The 24,617-nt window shown below is 42.0% G+C and carries 16 protein-coding genes; 3 read left to right on the top strand and 13 right to left on the bottom strand.

The window, feature by feature from the left end; translation table 11 throughout:
• Positions 1-68 precede the first annotated feature (68 nt).
• The 12 genes from baeR to purM form a co-directional block, all read right to left on the bottom strand.
• Positions 69-779, bottom strand: coding sequence for an envelope stress response regulator BaeR (gene baeR / locus MNY66_RS09010; RefSeq protein ID WP_047257048.1), 711 nt, complete (start codon positions 777-779; stop codon positions 69-71).
• Positions 780-1,027: 248 nt separating this feature from the next.
• Positions 1,028-2,524, bottom strand: a complete 1,497-nt coding sequence (gene baeS, locus MNY66_RS09005) for an envelope stress sensor histidine kinase BaeS (protein ID WP_241500707.1) — start codon at positions 2,522-2,524, stop codon at positions 1,028-1,030.
• Between the two features lie 2 nt (positions 2,525-2,526).
• On the bottom strand, positions 2,527-5,610 hold the full coding sequence (mdtC, locus tag MNY66_RS09000; RefSeq protein ID WP_047257078.1) for a multidrug efflux RND transporter permease subunit MdtC: 3,084 nt from the start codon (positions 5,608-5,610) through the stop codon (positions 2,527-2,529).
• Positions 5,611-5,613: 3 nt separating this feature from the next.
• Entirely contained in the window at positions 5,614-8,736 is a 3,123-nt protein-coding gene (locus MNY66_RS08995) for an MdtB/MuxB family multidrug efflux RND transporter permease subunit (RefSeq protein ID WP_047257050.1), read from the bottom strand.
• Complete coding sequence (locus tag MNY66_RS08990) at positions 8,736-9,965, bottom strand: MdtA/MuxA family multidrug efflux RND transporter periplasmic adaptor subunit (RefSeq protein ID WP_241500706.1); 1,230 nt, start codon at positions 9,963-9,965, stop codon at positions 8,736-8,738. Before MNY66_RS08990 ends, MNY66_RS08995 begins: the two co-directional genes overlap by 1 nt.
• A gap of 358 nt (positions 9,966-10,323) precedes the next feature.
• Positions 10,324-11,688, bottom strand: a complete 1,365-nt coding sequence (locus MNY66_RS08985) for an MFS transporter (protein WP_241500705.1) — start codon at positions 11,686-11,688, stop codon at positions 10,324-10,326.
• Positions 11,689-12,536: 848 nt separating this feature from the next.
• Positions 12,537-13,997 carry a magnesium transporter gene (mgtE, locus tag MNY66_RS08980; protein WP_047257053.1) on the bottom strand — a complete coding sequence of 487 codons (1,461 nt, stop codon included), beginning with the start codon at positions 13,995-13,997 and terminating at the stop codon, positions 12,537-12,539.
• A gap of 130 nt (positions 13,998-14,127) precedes the next feature.
• Entirely contained in the window at positions 14,128-15,657 is a 1,530-nt protein-coding gene (gene ppx / locus MNY66_RS08975; RefSeq protein WP_047257054.1) for an exopolyphosphatase, read from the bottom strand.
• 5 nt (positions 15,658-15,662) lie between these two features.
• Positions 15,663-17,732, bottom strand: a complete 2,070-nt coding sequence (gene ppk1, locus MNY66_RS08970) for a polyphosphate kinase 1 (protein ID WP_047257055.1) — start codon at positions 17,730-17,732, stop codon at positions 15,663-15,665.
• Positions 17,733-17,781: 49 nt separating this feature from the next.
• Positions 17,782-18,369 (bottom strand): spermidine N1-acetyltransferase, encoded by a 588-nt coding sequence (speG, locus tag MNY66_RS08965; protein WP_047257056.1) that lies wholly within the window; start codon positions 18,367-18,369, stop codon positions 17,782-17,784.
• 525 nt (positions 18,370-18,894) lie between these two features.
• On the bottom strand, positions 18,895-19,536 hold the full coding sequence (gene purN, locus MNY66_RS08960) for a phosphoribosylglycinamide formyltransferase (protein ID WP_241500704.1): 642 nt from the start codon (positions 19,534-19,536) through the stop codon (positions 18,895-18,897).
• Positions 19,536-20,576 (bottom strand): phosphoribosylformylglycinamidine cyclo-ligase, encoded by a 1,041-nt coding sequence (purM, locus tag MNY66_RS08955; protein ID WP_047257058.1) that lies wholly within the window; start codon positions 20,574-20,576, stop codon positions 19,536-19,538. Before purM ends, purN begins: the two co-directional genes overlap by 1 nt.
• A gap of 234 nt (positions 20,577-20,810) precedes the next feature.
• Here purM and upp point away from each other — a divergent pair, with 234 nt between their 5' ends.
• From upp to hda, 3 genes are all read left to right on the top strand, one after another.
• Entirely contained in the window at positions 20,811-21,437 is a 627-nt protein-coding gene (gene upp / locus MNY66_RS08950) for a uracil phosphoribosyltransferase (RefSeq protein WP_047257059.1), read from the top strand.
• 324 nt (positions 21,438-21,761) lie between these two features.
• Positions 21,762-23,066 (top strand): uracil permease, encoded by a 1,305-nt coding sequence (gene uraA / locus MNY66_RS08945; protein ID WP_047257060.1) that lies wholly within the window; start codon positions 21,762-21,764, stop codon positions 23,064-23,066.
• A 177-nt stretch (positions 23,067-23,243) separates the two neighbouring features.
• Positions 23,244-23,969, top strand: coding sequence for a DnaA inactivator Hda (hda, locus tag MNY66_RS08940; protein ID WP_197076019.1), 726 nt, complete (start codon positions 23,244-23,246; stop codon positions 23,967-23,969).
• A gap of 277 nt (positions 23,970-24,246) precedes the next feature.
• Here the strand turns inward: hda and arsC are convergent, their stop codons facing one another.
• Positions 24,247-24,603 (bottom strand): arsenate reductase (glutaredoxin), encoded by a 357-nt coding sequence (arsC, locus tag MNY66_RS08935; RefSeq protein WP_241500703.1) that lies wholly within the window; start codon positions 24,601-24,603, stop codon positions 24,247-24,249.
• Positions 24,604-24,617 lie beyond the last annotated feature (14 nt).

Here is a 24,617-nt window from a genome sequence, read left to right as displayed (position 1 = left end):
AACCCTGCAAACAGTATGCGTATAAAAATAGCGAATTTATGGATCCACAATAAATTATTGGCGCTGCTTTATTCGTCGGATTCATTTTCAACTTCATCCCAACGGTATCCCAGACCATAAATTGAACGAATGAAAGTTCGAGTATTGTCTAACGAGTTAAGTTTTCGGCGTAGATTTTTGATATGGCTATCAATAGTTCGGTCAGTAACTACACGGTGGTCATCATAAAGAATATCCAGTAGTTGATCTCGAGAGAATACGGTTCCGGGATTATCGGCAAAGTTTTTAATTAGACGAAACTCCGCTGGAGTTAACTCGAGTTGTTTATCTTGATAGCGAACTTGATAAGCTATTTCGTCGATAGTCAGTTTTTCATCGGGGGCTAAAGACGTATCATGGCGTACACAACGGCGTAAAATGGTTTTAACGCGAGCGACAACTTCCCGCGGGCTAAAGGGTTTGCAAATATAGTCATCTGCGCCGATTTCTAAGCCAAGTAAGCGATCCACTTCTTCTGTTTTTGCGGTCACCATAATAACTGGGATTTGGCTAAATTTGCGTAGCGCTTGGCAAATTGAAATACCATCTAAGCCCGGTAACATTAAATCGAGTAAGATAATATCTGGCTGGTGGCTTTTGACATAGTCAATCACTTGGTCACCACGTAACAGCCATGCGGGCTGATAACCTGCGGCATGCAGATAATCATACAATAATTGACCCAATTTTGGTTCATCTTCGACGATTAGCACGTTGGCTGAGGTGATTGAACTGTTCATACTCAGTGAGTTTCCATATTAAGTTAGCTATATCTATATTTAGCGATATAAAGAAAGCGGCTATACAAAGTGACGAGCTTAAACGATGATGCGTTTATCATCAGGTATCTGTTAACTACAGTTTCTGACAACTACAGTTTCTGACAACATATCGTTGTACATGGCGTTTAAGGTGCCTGAGTCATCACCAGCATAGCTGGTGTATTCAGATCACTAAAGTACAGCCTAATTTCAACTATGATCGTATTTCAACTATGATCTAGCATGGTATTTTCTATCGTCATCAGTGGCAAGGTGAGGGTAATACATACTCCACCCAATTCTGAAGGCGAGGCGCTAATGGTGCCGTTATGTGCTTCGACGATGTTAAAGCAAATGGCTAATCCTAGTCCTGATCCTCCGCTGGCACGGTTGCGTGAAGATTCGGCCCGATAAAAACGCTCAAAAATTTTATCACATTGCTCGACACTTAAACCGGGGGCGCTGTCTTCCCAGCGTAAAATAAATTGTTGGTGATTAATTTCACCTTGCAGCCGCAATTGCCCTCCATTGTGGGTATAACGCAAACTGTTTTCTAATAAATTATAGAATAACTGGGTAATACGATCGGGATCAGCCATCGCATTAACTTGTTCTGGTAAGGCTATCTCGAGAGTTAAAGGCTTCTCCGCCAATCGTCTCTGTGCATGGCTGAGTGCAACAGTAATCACGGGTGTTAGATTAATCAACTGTTTACGGTAGGCAAGGGAGCCACGATCGGATAATGATAATAGATGTAAATCATTGACCAGCTTGATTAATGTTTCCGTTTCGGCGAGTAATGAATTTAATGTTTCTGGTGTCGCTTGGCGAATACCATCTTGTACCGCCTCAAGTTCACCGCGCAGTACAGATAGTGGGGTACGCAGTTCATGAGAAATATCAGCCATATAATCACGCCGCATTTGCTCGTTTTTTTCCAGCGTTGAGGCTAAATGATTAAAGTTTTGCGCTAATTTAGCCAGTTCGTCAGGGCCTGAATCAGGCACTCGGGTAGAAAAATCACCGGCAGCTAATTTTTGGGTTCCTTGCAATAAACGTTTAATCGGCTGTAAAAAGCCGCGTGCTAGAAAATACGTGGCAATTAAGGCCACTAACAGTGAAATTCCTGCCACTATCCAACTGGTATAGAGTTGCTGAGCATCAAAACGCAAGTCGATTTCTCGGGTTAATCGATTCGTTGAACTAGCGGCAACCCAACCAATAATTTTGCCATTATTTAGCTTAATTGGCTCACGTATTGCATCGGGAGGAATAGGTGTTTTACGCCCGTAAAGCGGTTTACTGCGCTTATCTAATACCCAGAATTGCATCGGCATAGGTTGAGGTGGCGCATTTCTAGGCGCCATTCCAGACATATGCTTATGCCCATTCATTGGGCCATGTTGTCGGCTGTTTTGGAGGTCATTGCTGGCATGCTGTCCTTGTTCGATAGAACGTAATATACGGAAAAAAGCCCGTTCATCTTTCATTAAAAATTGCCAGCTACCCACCTCTTGATATTGTTCCGCCAAGGCGTCAGCGATAAGTTTGGTACGCTGTTGGTTATCGGTTTTAATATAGCCGATAAATCCAGATTGAAAGCTCGAACGGACACCAAAGTGCATGATAATAACCAGTAAAATACAGGTGGCAAAGATAGCCAGAAATAAACGCGTTCTTAAACTGGTTAATCGGAGCTGAGTTAATCCTAATCGGCGTTTCATAGTCACTCCGTTAATGATGAGCGCGTACGACGCTGCTGCATTTTTTGACGTAGCTGATCGAAATATAAATAGACAACCGGTGTGGTAAATAGGGTTAATATTTGTCCCATAATCAGCCCACCGACAATAGTTATTCCTAGCGGTTGACGCAGTTCTGCGCCATCACCCGAGCCAAGCGCTAAAGGAAGTGCACCAAAAATAGCCGCTAATGTAGTCATTAAAATAGGCCGAAACCGCAGTAAACTGGCTTTAAATATAGCTTCGCGGGCAGTTAATCCACCAACACGTTGTGCCTGAATAGCGAAATCCACCATAATAATGGCATTTTTTTTCACTATCCCTATTAACAACATCACCCCAATGAGTGCAATTAGACTAAAGGGGGTATTAAACAGCTCTAAAGCCAGTAAAGCCCCAACCCCCGCCGAGGGGAGCGTTGATAAGATGGTTAATGGATGAATATAGCTTTCATATAAGATCCCGAGAACTAAATACACCGTAACTATGGCGGCAAGAATTAATAATAGCTGAGATTTTAAGGTATCCTGAAAAACTTGAGCCGTTCCGGCAAACGAGCCACGGACAGAAGAGGGGACACCTAGTTCAGTCATGGTTTTTTCAATGGCATTAATCGCCTCATCTAAGGTGGCGTTTTCGGCCAGGTTAAATGAAATAGTTGAAGCAGCTGAGAGCCCCTGATGATTAACACTTAGGGGCGCATTTGATGGCTGCCAACGGGCAAAATAGGATAATGGAATGGCTTGTCCTTGCCCATTTATTACAAACATTTTATCTAATGAACTGACATCCTGAGTATATTCAGGCGCTACCTCCATGACCACTTTATACTGATTCATGGCTTCATAAATGGTTGAGATTTGTCGTTGACCAAAGGCATTATTCAGCAAATTATTGGCTTCTCGCACATCGATACCCAATTGAGCCATTAAATCTCTGTCATAGGTTAGCGCCATTTCTGCGCCTTTATCTTCTTTATCAGAGTTAACATCAGCCAGTTGCGGTAAGGTCGCTAACGCTTTACGTACGGCGGGTTCCCACTCGCGTAATTCATTTAAGTCATCAGCTAACAGAGTAAACTGATAACTAGCCATTGCCTCACGGCCACCGACACGTACATCTTGCACTGGCATCAGAAACAAATTTGCTCCTGGTTCGTTAGCCAGTTTGACGCGTAGACGATTAATTACTTGTGTCGCGCTTTCACTGCGTTCGTCTAGTGGCTTCAAGGAGATAAACATAAAGCCACTGTTTATACGACTCCCACCAGTGAATCCTGTTACATTATCAATCGCCGGATCGGCTTTAATTTGCTGGATAAAGCGCGACATTTTTTCTTTCATCGATTGGAACGAAATACTTTGATCAGCACGGACAAAGCCCATTAGTCGGCCCGTGTCTTGCTCAGGAAAGAAGGTTTTTGGTACGCTGATATACAAATATACATTTAGGCCGATAGTGGCTAACAGCAATGCCAATATGGTGCGTCGATGGGATAATGCCCAGTCTAACGTGACAGCGTAACCTTGTTGTATTTTGAACAAGACTTTGCCAGCACCTCTGATTTTCTTCGCTTTATTTTTATTCGGTGCCTTGAGTAAATAGGCACACATCATTGGCGTTAGGGTTAATGATATCAGCAATGAAATCGAGATAGCGGTGGTTAGAGTAATGGCGAACTCTTTAAATAAGCGGCCGACTAATCCATCCATCAATAACAGGGGAATAAATACGGCGACCAACGAGATACTCATCGAAACCACGGTAAAGCCGACTTCAGTTACCCCTTTAACGGCAGCCTGAAAGGGCTTTAAACCATTTTCCAAATGGCGCGAAATGTTTTCCAATACCACGATAGCATCGTCGACCACAAAACCCGTGGCAACAGTGAGCGCCATTAAAGATAGATTATTGAGGCTAAAACCGCACAAATACATAGCGGTAAAAGTCCCAATCAATGAAACAGGGACAGCGATAGCCGGAATTAAGGTAGCTCGGCCAGAACGCAGGAAAATCAAGACGACCAAAATAACTAAGGCGATGGCAATTACAAGCGCACGTTCTACTTCAACCAGTGATGCTTTAATCGTCGGCGTTCTATCTTGTGCTACAATTAGTTCAATACTCGCTGGGATCATGCTGCGTAATTCGGGAAGTTCCTCGCGGATACGCTCTACCGTTTCAATAATATTGGCTCCAGCATCACGGCGAATAATCATTAATATCGCCGGAGAGCCGTCGGACATTCCAGCCGCGCGCACATCTTGGACAGAATCACGAACCGTAGCGACATCGCTGAGTTTTACCGCATTTCCCGCGCTGTAATGAACAATTATTGGTTGATAATCAGCTGCTTTCTTAAGCTCATCATTGGTTTGGATCTGCCAGCGTACATTATCATTAGTTAATTGCCCCTGTGGTTGACGGACATTGGCGCTACTAATTGCTTGGCGTACCGCATCGAGTGAAACACCTTGATTAAACAATGCTGTTGGATTGAGCTCTACTCGTACTGCTGGGAGTGATCCTCCGCCGACGGTGACTTCACTCACTCCTTCAATTTGTGCGATTTTTTGTGCCAGCTTTGTCGATGCAATATCATACATTTCACCGCTATTGACCGTTTTTGAGCTCAAAGTTAAGATCATAATCGGTGCATCAGACGGATTAGATTTGTAATAACGTGGCCGACTTGGCATGCCACTGGGTAGCATGCTTTGTGCTGCATTCAACGCCGCTTGGACTTCACGCGCAGCAGTATTGATATCTTTAGTTAAATCAAATTCTAAGGTAATACGTGTACTGCCTAGTGAGCTGCTGGAGGTCATTTCATTGATCCCCGCAATCCGGCCTAGAGAACGCTCTAACGGAGTGGCTATCGACGAAGCCATCGTTTCAGGAGAAGCACCCGGCATCGAGGCTGAAACGTTTATGACCGGGTAATCCACTTGGGGTAAAGGTGAAACCGGTAAAAATGATAAGCTAAGTAAGCCACATAACGTAATCGCAACGCTGATCAGTAGGGTAGCAACCGGCCGCCGAATAAATAAAGCAAAAAAGGCTTCCATCATTTACTCCTGCGTTATCTGGGATGAATGACCGGATTTAATCCAACGCGATAAACGATCAAACAGTAGATAAATGACTGGAGTGGTGAACAGAGTCAGTACTTGGCTTAAAATTAAGCCGCCTACCATACAAATCCCCAGCGGTTGACGCAGTTCAGCACCGACGCCGGTGCTAAGCATCAGCGGTAATGCGCCTAATAACGCGGCCATGGTGGTCATTAATATCGGGCGGAAACGCAATAAGCAAGCTTGATAAATGGCTTCATAAGGTGTCATACCTTGTTCTCGCTCAGCGGCCAAGGCAAAGTCAATCATCATAATGGCATTTTTCTTTACGATACCAATCAACAAGATAATCCCTATTACCGCGATCATATTTATCTCGCTTCCGGCAATCATCAAGGCCAATAGCGCGCCAACTCCGGCTGTTGGTAAGGTAGATAAAATGGTGATCGGGTGAATGAAGCTCTCGTATAAGATACCCAGCACGATATACATGGCAACAATTGCCGCGATAATCAGCCAGACGGTACTGGTCAATGCTGCCTCAAACGCTAACGTAGAGCCTTGGAATTGAGTTGTAATATCTTTAGGTAATTGAATAGCTTGCTCTGCTGCTTTCACTGCATTGACGGCTTCGCCTAGTGATGCACCTTCAGCAACATTGAATGAGAAGCTCACAGACGGGAATTGATCAAGATGATTAATTGATAGTAAGCCTTCGCCTTCTTCGATATTGACCAAGGTTTTTAGCGGAACCATTGCGCCATCCGACCCTTTAAGACGTAGATTATCAAATGCAGATAGTCCCTCTCGACTTTGTGCATTGTTTTCTAATATCACCCGGTACTGGTTCGACTGGGTATAAATAGTCGAGACCATCCGCTGACCAAAGGCATTGTAAAGAGCGTTGTCAATCGCTGACATAGTTATTCCAAAGCGGCTTGCGGTATCGCGGTCAACACGTAAAAATGCCACCAGGCCTTTATCTTGCCAATCGCTACTGATATCAGTAAGTGCTGATTGTTGTTGTAATTCATTCAATAACTTAGGAACCCATAAACTTAAATCTTCGAGCGATGAGGCTTGCAAAGTAAATTGATATTGAGTCCGTGATACTTGGGTATCAATAGTTAAATCTTGCAGCGGTTGCAGATAAAGGTTAATGCCGGGAATGCTCTCTGCGGCTTTTTGCATACGAGGAATGATAACATCCACTCGATCTGGGCGCTGATCGAGCGGTTTTAAGGTGATTTGTAAGCGTCCATTATTTAAGGTCGGATTAGAGCCATCAACACCGACATAAGAGGTAATGTTATCTACCGCGGGATCTTTTAACAATAACTGGGTCACTTCACGTTGTTTATCCGCCATCGCAGAGAAAGATATTGATTGGCGAGTTTCAACCGACCCCTGAATGATGCCATTATCTTGTAATGGGAAAAAGCCTTTTGGGATCCACAAATAGAGCAAAATAGTGAGAGCCAACATACTTAATGCGACAGCCAATGTTAGCCATTGGTGATTTAAAACCCGCTTTAAACCAATGGCATAGCTGGCAATCATACGATTGATAAATTTTTCACAGGCGATTTCGAATCTATTGTGCCGATGCTCTGATTCTGGTTTTAACAATCGAGCGCACATCATTGGGGTTAGGGTAAGGGAAACCACGGCTGAAATTAAAATAGCTACCGCTAAAGTAATCGCAAATTCACGGAATAAACGTCCAACGATATCCCCCATAAATAATAATGGAATTAGTACTGCGATCAGTGAAAAGGTAAGCGAAATAATAGTAAAACCAATTTCGCCGGCGCCTTTTAATGCCGCTGTCATGGGTTTATCACCTTGCTCAAGATAGCGCGAGATGTTTTCAATCACTACAATCGCATCGTCGACCACAAAGCCGGCGGCAATAGTCAGCGCCATTAAAGTAAGATTATTAATTGAAAATCCACAGAAATACATCACCGCAAAAGTGCCGATAAGCGATAATGGTACCGCTATTCCAGGGATCAAAGTAGCAATTCCATTGCGTAGAAACAGATAAATTACCATTACGACTAAAGCGACTGCTAGCATTAACTCAAATTGCACGTCGTCGACGGATTCGCGAATAGTACTGGTTCTGTCGGTTAATATTTCAACATTGACTGATTTGGGTAAACTCTTGACCAATTCGGGCAGTAAATCTCGGATGGCATCGGTAGTTTCAATGACGTTAGCGCCCGGTTGCCGCTGGACGTTAATAACTATTGCTCGCTCATTATTTGCCCATGCGCCTAATAAATCATTTTCAGCACCTTGTTCAATAGTGGCCACATCGGCTAAGCGGACGGGAGCACCATTTTGGAATGCCACGATCAGTCGGCGATAATCGTCCACTGATTTCATTTGGTCATTGGCTGATAAGGTGACTGAACGGGTTGGGCCATCAAAGCTACCTTTTGCTGAATTGACATTGGCGTTATTGATAGCGCTGCGTATAGTCTCGCTGTCTAATCCTTTGGCGGCTAAGGATTGTGGGTTAAGGCCGACTCGGATAGCGGGGCGTTGTCCTCCCGCTAAAGTGACGAGCCCGACACCATTGACTTGAGATATTTTTTGCGCAACTCGGGTTTCGACCATATCTTGAACGTCGGTCATTGCAACGGCATCAGAAGTTACCGCGAGGGTCAAAATCGGCGGATCGGCGGGATTAACCTTACTATAAATTGGTGGGTAAGGGAGATCGGCGGGGAGTAAATTAGTCGCCGCATTAATCGCGGCTTGTACTTCTTGCTCCGCGACATCAATGGGCAACGCTAATTGGAACATCAGGGTGATCACCGAAGCGCCGCCTGAACTTTGCGACGCCATCTGTTTTAGTCCTGACATTTGACCAAATTGACGTTCAAGCGGTGCCGTAATAGCCGAGGTCATCACCTCAGGGCTAGCTCCCGGATAGAGTGTAACAATTTGAATAGTCGGATAATCGACCTCAGGTAAGGCGGAGACCGGTAAAAAACGATAGCCAATAATCCCTGCTAATAAGATAGCCACCATAAATAGTGTCGTGGCCACTGGGCGTAAAATAAATATGCGCGAAGGACCGCCGGCACGTTTCAGAGTGTCTGGCTGCATTATTGTTTCTCCGCTGACGGGGTTTTAGTGGTTTTTGTCACTTTTTGCGCATTCGCCGTGACAACTTCAACTTGTGCGCCTTCTGTTAATCGATCGACACCATCGGTCACTACTTTATCGCCTGCACTAAGACCACTTTCAATCACTACGCGCTGATTATCCTGCAAGCCAACTGTCACCACGTGCTTACTAACACGATTATCCGCATTTAATATCCAGACATAATGACCTTCATTGCCCATTTGTAAGGCGGCATTAGGGATCACAATCGCATGTTGTAATGTTTCAATTTGCATTTTTATATTCACAAACTGATTGGGAAATAAGCGCTGCTGTTCATTGGTAAAACGCGCTTTCATTTTTAACGTTCCCGTCGCTGGGTCAATTTGATTATCGATACTGAGTAAATGTCCGCTGGCGATTAGCGCGATATTATTGCGGTCCCAAGCTTCGACCAAGACCTGATTATTCCCTGGCTGTTGTGCGCGTTGAACGGCAGGAATATCGCCTTCTGGCAGTGAAAAGACCACATCGGCAGGATTAGTTTGGGTGATCACTACTAACGGAGTACTGGTGCCACTGCTAATAAAGTTGCCAACATCCACCAGTTTTAAGCCCACACGGCCAGAAATGGGAGCGATAATTTTACTATAGGTTAATTGCAGTTTAGCGTTATCAACCGCCGCTTGATCAACTTTAATACTGCCTTCTGCTTGTAGCACTAACGATTTTTGGTTATCTAGCTCTTGTTTAGAAATAACATTGCTGCCTGCTAATGTTTGAAAGCGAGCCAGATCTAAACGAGCATTAGCTAATAGCGCTTTATCTTTAGCAAGTTGGCCTTCGGCTTGTGCTAGCTGAACTTGAAACGGTCGTGGGTCGATTTCGGCAAGCAAATCGCCGGCATTAACTTGCTGTCCTTCGACAAAATGCAAAGACATTAATTGACCTTCTACTCGACTAGTCACTGTTACAGTATTGGCGGCTTGTACAGTCCCTAATCCTGAAAGATAGCGCGGTACCACTTGCTCAACTGTTTCAGCAACTTGCACTGGCGGCAAAGGAAAACGTCGTGTTGGCGCGGCATTTTTATTGTTTTTTTTAGCGGCGGGTTCACTGATTGTATCGTGGGTGGCCGAGTAAAAATATCCGCCAGTACCGATGATAGCGATAATGGCAACAACAACGGCTGAGCGCATCAAAAGAGTCGAACGATTATTTTTAGTCATTTTTATTCACTTTCGCTTAATTCAGGATAAATCAGTGGTGTTATACCGTCCAAAATAGACGGACTAGAATGTTCAAAATTCCGTTTGTTCAGTTGGATTTAATGAAAAATATCAACAACATTGGATAGGCTAATAGTTTAGCGTTAATTATCCAGCGAAAAATGGAGGAATTATGAAGATACTGTCAATAACCGTATAAAATCAGAGGGAAACAGTAGCATATAATAGATAAATAAATAATCGATTCAGTTTATATTATTTTTGTATGAATAATTGAGATGTAATCAGAGGCCGATCATGGCGAAGGAATCGCGTATACCGGCAATGCTACCGGCATACGCGAGAGGAGAATTACTGCTTAGTGTTGTGCTTGTGCGGATTGCGTGGATACAGTCTGTTCCGTAGCATCGGTCACTTTATTAGCACTCCATCCTTTATAAGCTAATGGTAAAAAGGCAACTAAAATCGCTAAAATGGAGACGCTTGCGACATAATATGCCGGTGCCATATGTGATTGTTGCAACCATGCGCCAGTTAAAATTGGGGTTAATCCTCCAAAAATAGCATAAGCAATATTATAGGCGAACGATAACCCTGAAAAACGGATCGCTGGTGGAAAGGCACGAGCACTGATTATTGGGGTTGTTGCAATTGCCCCTACAAAAAAGCCCATCAATCCATAATTAAATGCCAAAGTAGTCGCGCCAATCTCAGAAGATAATTGAGCATAAAAATAAACTGAAGTTATTGCTAAGCCCCCCCATGCTAATAACATAGAGCAACGAGTCCCTGTTTTATCGCCTAACCAACCCCAGAAAATACAGCCTATAGTTAGCATTAATGTCGCGACACAGTTAGCTTGTAATGCGGTATTACGGTCAATTTTATATACCCCTTGCAGTACAACATCAGGGGTCATTAATATGGTGACGACAATCGCAGTTGATAATGACCAAGTTAATGCAGCGGTGATCAAGCAAGCTTGTTTATGCGATTTTAATACCGTCTTGACGGGTAATTCTTGAGATAATGCTTTTTTAGCCGCAAGCTCTTTGAATATAGGTGTTTCTTCAAGAAAACGGCGTAAATATACTGACAAGAAACCAAAAATACCGCCTAAAATAAAGGGAATACGCCAAGCAAAATCATGAACTTGCTGTGCGCTATAATTACGCTCAATCATAATGGCGACAATAGAACCTAATAAAATCCCGCCGGTGATCCCCGAGGTTAAGGTACCAATACCTAATCCATAACGCTGTTTTGGCGTATGTTCGGCAATAAATACCCATGCTCCCGGCATTTCGCCCCCGATGGCCGCACCTTGCATAATACGCATTAACAGCAGTAACAATGGTGCTGCGGCACCAATGGTCTCATAGGTTGGTAAAAATCCGATAATAAATGTCGGGAAAGCCATCAAAAAGATGCTTAAAGTAAACATGCGCTTGCGACCAACTTTATCGCCAAAATGCGCCATAATTATTCCGCCTAATGGGCGGGCTAGATAACCAGCAGCAAATAAACCGAGTGTTGCCATTAAGGCTAGAAACTCGTTATTCCCCGGGAAAAACAGTTGGGAAATGATTTTTGCGTAAAAAACAAAAATAACGAAATCATAAAATTCCAATGTACCGCCCAAAGAAGATAAACCTAAAGTCTTATAATCTTGGCGGGTTAATGGCCTTGCCGATGGTTGTCCATTAGTGGTTTGTGTTGTCATGTCGCTATCCTTTTATATATTCTATTTTTATCCCTGATACTTATATTGCCCAGAATAGCAGAAGCTGTTTTTACGGGGTATTGCATCATTGGTTATCTATGGTTAAACATAAATTGACGTTAATAGTAGGCTGGTATAGAGGATCATATTCTCTACGGCCTGTTATTAATTTTTATTACTTGATTACTTACTTAATTTTACTGCCTGAGCGTTAGCACTCTTTATGAGCTATTGGTTTAGCTATCGGCCTGGCTATTAGCAAATAAAGAGAATTCATTTTGCTAATTTATTTTTGTCTGGTTAATGTTATAACAAAGTGCATAAGTAATTTATAGCAGAAAGTTTCAGTTTTTGTAAACAGCAAAGCTAAAAACAGGCATTAAGTTTTTCTTATTTTGGTGTGGTTGGCTTGATATTTTGGTGCAGGCTAGCATGGTACAATATAGTTTTATGAATGGCATAAAAACAGAATATTGTAATATTAATAGAACTCATTATTTGATTAATCTATTTTTTAGATTAAACCGTGGGATAAAGCGAAGAATAAATAAACTGAAGCATAAATAAATCTATAGATAGAGTCGTTTATTTAAAATGTATTTTGAATTGATGGAAGGCAATGGATTTTATTTATTTAGGCTATTTATTAACTCATGATCAGATGTATCAAAAGTCAAAAAATAGAGAATAACAGTAAATAGAGAATAAAAAGAGGTTATAAAAAAAGTCATAAAAAAAACATAAAAAAAGCATGCCGGCGACACAGACATGCTTTTTATACTGAAGGCGTAAGCATTATAATTAACGGCAATAATGATTACCGTTGATTATGATTAATTAAAGCGGCATTAGACTAAGAAAATAGTAGCTAAGCCTAAGAAGATAAAGAAACCACCGGTATCGGTAATCGCTGTAATCATTACGCTCGAACCAATGGCTGGATCTTTGCCAAACTTAATCATTAGCATCGGTATTAATACGCCCATGATAGCGGCCATGAGTAAGTTGAGGATCATCGCGAGGGTCATTACACCACCCATTGCCATATCTCCATACAATAGGTAGGTGACGACCCCCATCATTCCGCCCCAGACAATGCCGTTAATAAAGGCGACTCCAAGCTCTCTGACAAACAAGAACGAGAAGCTCCCGGTCTGGATTTGGTGTAAGGCAATGGCTCGTACAATCATGGTAATGGTTTGGTTACCCGTATTCCCGCCGATACCGGCGACAATGGGCATCAATGTTGCCAATGCGACTAGCTGGGAAATAGTATCTTCGAACACCCCAATAACGCGTGAAGCTACAAAGGCGGTACATAAGTTGATAGCCAGCCAAGTCCAACGCGTTTTAACTGCTTGTCCTACCGGAGCAAAGACGTCTTCTTCACGGCTTAACCCCCCCATGCGGCGGATACTGGTGTCGTTTTCTTCGTGCATATTATCGACGATATCTTCGACGGTGAGTCGTCCCATCATCAAGCCATTGGCATCAACCACGGCTGCGGAGATTAAGTCATAACGTTCGAACGCACCTGCCGCATCTTCACCTTTTTCATCGGGCATGAAGGTAACAGTATCGGTTTTCATGACGTCGGCGACAATTTTTTCTGGCGATTGAGTCAAAATAGTGGTTAACGGCAATTCACCGGTGAGATGATTCTGGTTATCCACCACAAAAATCTTATCGGTGGCTTCGGGCATTTTACCGCGTTGACGTAAATAACGTTGCACGGTTTTTAGCGTGACGGAAGGCCTTACGGTGATGAATTCGAAATCCATCATTTGACCAACACTGTCTTTCGGATATTGCAGTACTTCGCGGATCCGGCTACGTAGGCTTGGCTCTAAATAAGTTAGCAGGCGACGCATAGTATCGCGAGGTAAGTGCTCGGCAATATAGGCTTGCTCATCGATATGCAAAGTGGCGACTGCGCGTAAAAGCTCGCGGTCGGTCATATCTTTGATTAGGCTATCCCACACAGAAACCGAGGCTTCTACCAATACTTCACCGCGTTCACTGTTATCGACCAGATGCCAAAGTGCTAAACGTTCATCATACGGCAGCATCTCCAAAATATCGGCGATATCGGCAGTATGTAGGTCTTTTAGCAGCTCTTTTACCGCGGCAATTTTTTCTTTTAGTACTTTGTCATCTGTACGGACGTGAGGGTCAGTTTCTAACAGGCTGTGTACAAACTCTTCATCATCTAGAAAAAGAGTTAAAATCTGCTGACGAATATGCGCCAGTTTTTGCGAATGCGGATTCATAGTAGGAGCCGCATCAATTGAAAAAGCAGGTTGAGACATTTTAATCCTTAAAACATAAATTGAACGCCCAAGAGCATTTAAAATGAGTCCATTAGATGAATTCTAGCGGTTATTGCTCATCAATGAATCGCTGTCATTAACAGCACCTTTTATTTTTAATGATGAGCAATTAAGCCGATTCCTCACATATTTTCAGTTCCCAGCCCGGAACGTCTTCCCAAAAAGCTTGTTCTTTTTCTAAATCCAGTTGCATTAGAGCATTCTCAGCCAAATAGTTGGCTGGCAGATACAATGTCCAATAACCGTCATCAGTTTCAAGCCTTAACGTTGCCGGCGTTGTGGTTGACTGTCGTTGATTATTTAACAGAATGGATAGCCGAAGAATTTGGATCAGCGGCATAAACTGTTTTTTCTTATATAAATTAAACTTCGGAATATCATCATACTTAATGGCTTTACGATGATTTTTAACCAAAGTTGCTAATAATAACTGCTGTTCTTGATTAAAACCGGGCAAATTGGTATTTTGCAAAATATAAGCAGAATGACGATGTAGGCCGCTTAAATTAATACTTAAACCGACTTCATGCAGCATCACGGCCCAAATTAAAATAGCTTCTAAATGCAAATTAACTTGTTTCGGATTTTGCTCCGCCCATTGTTTATACAGTTGTTCCATCGTAGCTAAAACACGCTTTGCTTGTTCTCGATCGATATTATAGTGCTCTGCTAAACTCAGAGCAGTGCGTTGTCGAATATCCTGATGGCGAAAACGGCCTTCCATTTCATACAGAACACCTTCGCGTAATGCGCCTTCAGAAAGCCGTAGTTCCTTGATATCTAAAGAATCAAAGACAGCACATAATATTGCAAGTCCGGGAACAAAGATTTGCTTTCGATCATCGGATAAACCTTCAATCTCCAGATCATCAAACGATGTGTATTTTAATACGTGTTGGGTCAGTTGTGCTAGTCGTGCGGGCGTAATAATCCCGTCTCGTTCACCATTTTCTAGCAACACAGCATGCGCTGCCTTTATGGTACCCGATGCCCCTAATACCACATCCCACCCTTGTTGTTTAAACTGGGTGGCAATATTTTCTAATTTCTGATTTGCGACTAAGCGGGCGCGGGCAAAATTACTCGGTGAAATTTCATTATTTGGAAAATATTGACGCGAAAAACTCACGCAACCCATACGCCGGCTTTCAATTAGCAGTGGCGTAAAGTTCTCGCCGATAACGAGTTCAGTGGAGCCTCCACCGATATCAATCACTAGTTTACGGCCTTTTTCTGGCTGTGTATGCTCAACGCCCATAAAAATTAATCGAGCTTCTTCTTGGCCTGAAATAATTTCAATCGGGTAGGGAATTATTTGTTTTGCTCGGCGTAAAAATTCTTGTGCGTTCGTGGCTTCACGTAAAGAATGCGTACCAACAATACAGACGTTTTCAGCTGGAAACCCTTGTAATCGCTCAGCAAATAGCGCCAGACAAGATAATGCCCGTTGCATTGATTCTTCGCTAAGCTCATTATATTCATTTAATCCGGTCGCCAGATGAACGCGCTGTTTTAGCCGCGTGAGAACTTGTAATGCACCATTAACAACCCGCGCAATAATCATATGAAAGCTATTTGATCCGAGATCAATAGCGGCGATTTCTAACGGTCGGGGTGTTGATGTATAAGTTAATGGCATGGTTATTAAGATCTCATGTCTGGATTTTCTATAGATTTCAAATAGTCATAAACCGCAAGCTGGGCACGGATCTTACGTTTGTTTCCCCGAGGAACATAATGATTGCTGAGATCTTTGTCAACAAATCGTGCTTTTACGGTATCACCAAACTGTAAGTCTAAAATATCCAGAACACGTTGTTTTAATTGTGGATCGACTAATTGCACTGCCACTTCAATACGATAGTCAATGTTGCGAGTCATCCAGTCAGCAGAAGATAGAAAAACTTTTTCGTCCCCTCCATTGGTAAAGACGTATACGCGATCATGTTCGAGAAAACGGTCAACAATACTGGTGACTTGAATGTTTTCACTCATTCCGGGTTGCCCCGCGACTAATGAACACATGCCGCGGATTAATAATCGTATTTTTACTCCAGCATTTGAGGCATCGTATAATCGGTCTGTGAGCTCTCTATCTACCAAATTATTGATTTTTAAAGTTATTCCTGAGGGCTTGTCTGCCAGTGCATTTTCAATTTCAGTATCTATTAACTGATTTAATTTGATGCGGGTATTTTGTGGCGACACCATTAAATTATCGAAAGTCACCGGACGATATGGGTTTTCAATAAAGTTAAATACTCGGCGAACTTCATTGGTAATTTGCTGATCGGCGGTTAATAACGAGTAGTCAGTATATAAACGGGCGGTTTTTTCATTGAAATTACCGGTACCAATGTGGGCGTAACGAATAATTTGGCCTTCTTCCAGTCGAGAAATAATAAACAGTTTAGCGTGAATTTTTAGCCCCGGAGCAGAGAAAATCACATGTACACCGGCTTCAGTGAGGCGTTTCGCCCAATGAATATTAGCTTCTTCATCAAAACGGGCTTGTAATTCGACCACTACGGTGACTTTTTTACCGTTGTGCGCGGCGTGGATCACTGAATCAATAATCCGAGAGTCTTTAGCTACCCGATAAATATTGATTTTTATCGATATTACACTGGGATCAAACGAAGCTTGGCGCAGCAGTTCCAACGTATGTTCAAAGGTATAATAAGGATAATACAGTAAAACATCGCGCTCACGGATAGCATCGAAACCATTGCGAAAATTATCAAACCAGCGGTGGCGTAGGCATGGCAGCGGCTTATACAGTAAATTTTTATTCCCTTCATTAGGGAATTTAATGAAATCTTTAAAATTATGATAACGACCGCCAGCAATAACCGAGTCATCATTAGAGAGCCCTAATTTAGTTCTCAGTAATTCGACCATTTCATCGGGCATATCACGTTGATAAACAAATCTTACCGGTTCGGCAGTAAGCCGTTGTTTTAACGTGGATGACATTAATTCAAGCAGACTGGATTCCATTTCAGTCGCTAAGTCATATTCTGCATCTCGAGTCATTTTCATTGAATAGGCATTAAGTTTGTCGTAATCAAAAAAGCCTTTGAAAATTTCATCGAGACAATAACGCAAGATATTATCAATTAAAATCATTGATTTACGACGTTTGGGCATTTCTGGGGGCAAATTGACAAAACGCGGAACTTTATCAGATGGAATTTCTAATAATGCATATTGAATCTCTTGCCCATGAATAATTTCGACCGCTAGATAGGTGTAATCATCTTTGAGAAACTCAACAAAGTTGGTTTCAGGATTAATTAAGATTGGGGTAATGTGCTGACGTAATTTTTGGCGAAAATATTGACGTAACCAAATTTGTTGATTGGGGGAGATTTGTCGCTCGTTAATTAAGAAAATTTGATTACGAGCCATTTCTAGCAGCAGTTCGTTATACAGTATGTCAAATTCTTGATCGAGTTTAGCGACTTTGGTTTGAATTTTACGTAATAAATGACGAGAGCCCGTAGCTGAACCTCGTTCTTCATTGATCAAGATACGGCGCTTTACATCAGCAAAACGGACCTTATAAAACTCATCAAGATTATTGGAGTAAATACCAAGAAAACGCATTCGTTCTATTAACGGGTTACGTTTATCTGCCGCTTCTTGTAGTACACGTTCGTTAAAAGAGAGCCAGCTCAGCTCTTTTTCATGATATGAGCGATCTTGGGACATTGTTACTCCAATATGATAGGTGATAAGGTCAATCCTTGTTAGCTAGCTATTATACCTGTTGTTTAATAGTCGCATGTTTATTGACCACACTTTCTGGATGACTACTTTGTTGTTTCATCGCAAAATATTGTTGCTGAAAAACACACATACGGATAGCAGTGTGATAGCGACCATTAACAAAAAACTCATCGATTAATTCACCTTCAGTATGGAAGCCGAGCTTTTCATAAATATGGATGGCTTTGATATTTTCTTTATCAACAATTAAATATAATTTGTATAAATTGAGAACTGAGAATGCATAATCCATCGCCAGTTTTGCTGCGCGTGTGGCATAGCCTTTGCCTTGAAAATTAGGCGCAATGATAATCTGAAATTCAGAGCGACGATGAATATAATCAATTTCGACTAATTCAACTAAGCCGACTTTTTGGGCTGCATTTTCAACGATAAAACGGCGTTCAGATTGGTCATGGATATGCTTGTCGTACAGATCGCTTAATTCAACAAAGGCTTCATACGGTTCTTCGAACCAATAACGCATAACACTGGCGTTATTATCAAGTTGATGAATAAAAGCTAAGTCTTCGCGTTCAAGAGGGCGCAATCTAAATGGGGATAACTGCCCGGCTTTCATAATTTTACCTCAAAAAAGTTAAGGGTATTAGCTATACGCTACGCTAATAAATAAGCAGCTTAGCGTTGAGTATAACCAATAATAGGGTGATATTAAAAAATACTGACTCTAAATATCACTGTTACAATCAATAAGATTATTACTTTCTGTTCATTGTTAATCTTATTAATTGGTTTCTTATAGGATATCACTTATTTAATAGAAAATAAGCCAACCTCAAATCGACAGACACCGATTGATGAATAATTCAGCAATAATTAAGTTAAAAATTTTATCTCTGTTGTCGATGAGTCGAGTTAGCGAGGGATTAGTCGAATAACGGTGATGATAGCGATTGAAGTAACTCATTGAAATAAAATAATAGATATTGAAGTGACCCCATGGGGCACAACAAATAAAAAACCAGATAAACAGGGTTCAAATAATGAATAGGACTTAAACAATATTCATAAATGAAAATATAAATCACCAGATTATCTGGTTTTCCAGTATTAAAATTGAGCCGATAAATTGCAGTTTAGTGGTCTAGTCATCACTAGCATACCCTTGTTCGGGTAGGATTTTACCGTCCAATTGCGCGTTATTTCCCACCATTTGTAATCGACCTGAAATAAACCAATCAATTACAACCGGATAAATATCATGTTCTTGGGTTTTAATTCGTTCAACTACATCGTTTTCATGATCGTTGGCAAAAATAGGTACTTTGGCTTGTAAAATAACCGGTCCGCCATCTAACTGCTCGGTGACAAAGTGGACAGAAGTCCCATGTTCTCGGTCGCCATTTTCCATCGCTTTACGGTGGGTATGTAACCCCGGATATTTAGGCAGCAATGACGGGTGGATATTGATTATTTTACCGCGATAGTGGTGTACAAAATCGGCAGGTAAAATTCTCATATAACCGGCAAGTACCAGTAAATCAGCATCATGGCTATCTATTGCTTGCTGTAGCGCATGGTCATAGTCTTCGCGAGTGGTGTAATTCTCCGGTTGAATTGCAAAGGCAGGGATCCCTGCCTCTTGTGCCCGAGTTAATCCCAATGCATCGCTTTTATTGCTGTATACTGCACAAATTTCGGCGTTTATCTTACCTGCTTGGCAGGCATCAATAATCGCTTGTAGATTTGTGCCACTTCCCGAAATCAACACCACTATTTTTTTCATTAGCCAATAATAACCTGTTCTGCGTTTGCTGGTAATGCAGCTATTTTACCAATTTGCCATGCGGTTTCGCCTAATTCAGTTAATAAATTGAGCGCTGGAGCAACTTCTGCTGGTGGAAGGGCGATTATCATCCCCACACCACAGTTAAAGGTACGATACATTTCATGGGTACTAACATCGCCGGCCTTTTGTAGCCAACGGAATACCGCTGGCCATTGCCAACTGTTCGCATCAATTTGTGCTTGGGTATTTTCCGGCAATACACGCGGAATATTTTCCCAAAAACCACCGCCGGTTAAATGTGCAATAGCATGAATATCACTTTTCTCAATCAAAGTTAAAATATTTTTGACATAAATGCGAGTTGGCTCGAGAAGATGGTCAGCTAAACTTTTGCCTTCAAGCTCGGTAGCTTCAGGATCAGTTTGGCTCACTTCTAAAATTTTACGTATCAATGAATAGCCATTGGAGTGAGGACCACTAGAGGCGAGAGCGATTAGGGCATCACCAGCTTGTACTTTACTGCCATCAATAATTTCTGAGCGTTCAACAACACCGACACAAAAACCGGCGACGTCGTAATCTTCACCATGATACATGCCTGGCATTTCTGCGGTTTCACCGCCGACTAATGCACACCCCGATTGTTTACAGCCTTCGGCGATCCCTGTAATTACGCTGGCCGCAGTATCGACCGATAATTTACCAGTTGCGTAATAATCGAGGAAAAACAGTGGCTCAGCACCTTGAACGATTAAATCGTTAACGCACATTGCCACTAAATCAATTCCGATGGTGTCATGGCGTTTTAAGTCCATGGCTAAACGTAATTTGGTGCCAACACCGTCAGTACCTGAGACTAATACCGGCTCGCGATATTTTTGTGGCAGAGAACAAAGTGCACCAAAACCACCTAGACCCCCCATAACTTCAGGACGACGCGTCTCTTTTACAACGCCTTTGATACGTTCAACAAGTGCATTACCTGCATCGATATCGACACCGGCATCTTTATAGCTAAGAGAGGTTTTATCAGTCACAACAGCCCCCAAGGCAATTACGTTTTAAACAAAGAAGCAATAATGAGATTAATTCTAACAGGCTAAGCAAACGTTTGCGATAGCTTTCTGCGGGAAATAATCTAAGATTAAAACAACATTATTCGGAAATGTTTTGATCAGTATCAACCAGATACTAGTGGAACTATCCCAAAAAAGAGTTATAATCTCGCGATTTTTTTGCCCGCCGACCACCAAAAATAGTAGGAGAAAAGTATGAAAGTTGTTGAGGCGAAACACCCGTTGGTAAAACATAAACTCGGCCTGATGCGCGATCACGATATTAGCACCAAGCGTTTCCGCGAATTAGCGTCAGAGGTAGGGAGTCTCCTGACATACGAAGCAACTGCCGATCTTGAAACTGAAACAGTAACAATCGAAGGGTGGTGTGGCCCAGTTGAGATTGAACAAATCAAAGGAAAGAAAATTACCGTTGTTCCAATCTTACGTGCTGGCTTAGGCATGATGGATGGTGTTCTGGATAGCATTCCAAGTGCGCGTATTAGTGTTGTTGGTGTATATCGAGATGAAGAAACTCTCGAGCCAGTTCCTTATTTCCACAAATTAGCGTCAAATATTGAAGAACGTATGGCGCTGGTTGTCGATCCGATGTTGGCGACTGGTGGCTCAGTTATAGCGACTATCGATTTGCTGAAAAAAGCCGGTTGTAAATCGATTAAAGTCTTAGTCTTAGTCGCTGCACCAGAAGGTATCGCGGCATTAGAAAAAGCCCATCCAGATATCGAACTCTATACTGCCTCTGTCGATGAGTACCTTAATGAACATGGCTACATTGTTCCAGGGCTCGGGGATGCGGGCGATAAAATATTTGGTACTAAATAAGATCAGCCGACGAATAGTCGGCTTTTTTTTAAATAAAAATACTTGGAATAACAAGTGTTGTTACCGTGTCGCGAGTTCAGCTTGGTTTTAGAGGGCTCACAAACAGTGACTGATATTTGATATTCAGAGGCCGGGCGAATTAAAGTTAACTTAATAGCGAATATGCGTTCCGTATGCGCTATTAAGCACGGTTTTAATCGTCTGCAATTATTAGGCTATATAGCCAGTTATGTTGTAAATGCGTTAGCTGTAATTAACTGCGTAATTTTAACCCGTAATTTTAACCATAATATCTAAAAGTATATCATCTAGGGGATGCAACAAATGACTCGCCGTACTATCGGAGTTGAAGAAAGACCGCCACTATTACAAACTATTCCACTTAGCCTACAGCATTTATTTGCTATGTTCGGCGCAACGGTAATTGTTCCTATTTTGTTCGGCGTTAATCCAGCCACGATCTTATTATTTAATGGCGTCGGGACATTAATTTATCTGTTTATTTGTAAAGGTAAAATTCCTGCTTATTTAGGCTCTAGTTTTGCGTTTATTTCTCCGGTATTAATTTTATTACCTTTAGGTTATGAGCTAGCACTTGGCGGCTTCATTATTTGTGGGGTACTCTTTTGTGTCGTGGCTTTAATTGTTAAAGTCGCGGGCAGAGGCTGGATTAATGTGATGTTTCCTCCCGCTGCCATGGGTGCCATTGTGGCGGTCATTGGGCTAGAGCTGGCACAAACCGCAGCCAGTATGTCGGGATTATTGCCTCAAGGCGATACTCCTGTAGATCCATCAACCTTAATTATTTCAATTACTACGCTGAGTGTAACTATTCTTTGCGCGGTAGTGTTCCGTGGATTTTTATCAATTATTCCTATTCTTATCGGTTTCTTGGTTGGATATGCCTTATCCTATTTCATGGGGATTGTGGACTTGACGCCTATTGTCGATGCGCCATGGTTTGCGGTTCCTGAATTTTATACACCACGTTTTGAATGGTTTGCGATTTTAACTATTTTACCTGCGGCATTAGTGGTTATCGCGGAGCACGTAGGGCATTTAGTGGTGACGGCAAATATTGTCGAGCGTGATTTACTAAAAGATCCCGGTTTACACCGTTCTATGTTTGCGAATGGTTTTTCGACGATCATTTCTGGTTTCTTTGGTTCGACACCAAACACCACTTATGGTGAGAATATCGGTGTAATGGCAATAACTAAGGTTTACAGCACTTGGGTTATTGGTGGCGCAGCTATACTGGCAATTTTACTGTCATGTGTTGGTAAATTATCTGTGGCGATTCAACTCGTTCCAACCCCCGTGATGGGCGGTGTTTCTTTGCTGCTTTACGGCGTAATTGGTGCATCAGGCATTCGTGTGCTAATTGACTCAAAAGTGGATTATAATAAGCCACAAAATCTAATTTTAACGTCGGTGATTTTAATAATCGGTGTCAGCGGTGCGGTTATTCATATCGGTCAAGCAGAACTGAAAGGCATGGCATTAGCCACTATCGTTGGTATTTTTATGGCGCTGTTATTCCGTTTTATTACGTTTGTTCGTCCAGAAAAACATTTTATTACTGAGCAATTAGACGAAGTTGAAACAAAGCGCTCGATAAAGCAATAATCTAGGCTTACAGTTAGTTCCAGTTGGCCGGCCTTTGGTATTATCGTGTCGGCCAACATTGTTGATAACTATTACTAAAAATATTGTCTAGAAACATTGCTTATAAACATTGCTTAGAAACAATGTATATCAGGTTCATTTAACCTGCGATTTTATGTTAAACTGTTCCGCGAAAATTTGTTCGTTAAGCCAGAGGCTATCCTGAATACACCATCGCAGCTCTCATTACCTTTATATCTGCCGGATGATGAAACGTTTGCTAGTTTTTATGCGGGGAATAATCCCTCATTGCTGGCGGCGATTAAGCTCGCAATTCATCAACCACATGGCAGTTATCTCTATTTTTGGTCCCGTGAAGGCGGCGGAAAGAGCCATCTTTTACATGCTGCCTGTGCAGAATTATCTGATAAAGGCGAGGCCGTTGGCTATGTGCCACTGGATAAACGAGCATATTTTGTGCCGGATGTATTAGACGGAATGGAACACTTATCATTGGTTTGTCTTGATAATATTCAATGTATCGCCGGTGATGAAGAGTGGGAAATGGCGATTTTTAATTTATATAATCGCATTTTAGAGATAGGTCGCACATGTTTGTTGATCACGGGGGATAGGCCGCCTCGGCAAATTGAATTAAAACTGCCTGATTTAGCGTCTCGTCTTGATTGGGGGCTGATTTATAAACTGCACCCATTAAGTGACGAAGAGAAAATTCAAGCATTACAACTCAGAGCGCGCATGCGAGGCTTTGAGCTTACCGAAGATGTTTGCCGCTTTGTATTAAAACGCTTAGATCGCAAAATGGGTACACTATTTGATATTTTGAACGAACTTGATCATGCGTCTATTGTGGCTCAACGAAAACTGACAATTCCATTTGTTAAAGATATTCTGAAGCTATAAATCAAGCTCTCTTATGGGTAACTCGGTTAGCATTATTGATTTTAGTCCTGCTGATCCACTATTAGCTGGTTATGCAAATTGCTGGTTAAAATCATAAAAATAGTGGCAGCTAAAATAAACTGCCGCCAAATTAGTGAACTTGTTGACTGAGCTATTTTTTAACGCTTATTCTTCAGCTTTTGAATGTTAGTCGCTATTATTTAACCCGATGGCCTAGAATTTAGCGTCCACGATTTAATCACCTAGTATTTAAAGGCATTTCATTCGTCGCTTAAGGCTATAAAATCTCTTTAACTTGCTCCGGTGGGCGACCTAAACGCGCTTTATTACCGGCGACCACAATTGGGCGCTCAATTAATTTTGGATTTTCGTGCACAGCCTGCAACAATTGCACTTGGCTTAACTCGGGATTAGCTAATCCCAATTGTTGATACAATTCATCTTTGGTACGTATTAATTGGCGTGCATCCTCAAAGCCTAAAGCTGACAATAATTGGGCTAATTCGGCTACGCTAGGCGGTGTGTTTAGATATTCAATAACCTGTGGTTTTATCCCCATCGATTCGACTAATGCCAAGGTTTCACGGCTTTTTGAACAGCGTGGATTATGATAAAAAGTGACGGCTGTGCTCATAATATTAGAGACCT

Source organism: Moellerella wisconsensis (assembly GCF_022592395.1).
Taxonomy (GTDB): Bacteria; Pseudomonadota; Gammaproteobacteria; order Enterobacterales; family Enterobacteriaceae; genus Moellerella; species Moellerella wisconsensis.
The sequence above is the reverse complement of the archived record's forward strand: the minus strand, read 5'-3'. Positions and strand labels throughout refer to the sequence as shown.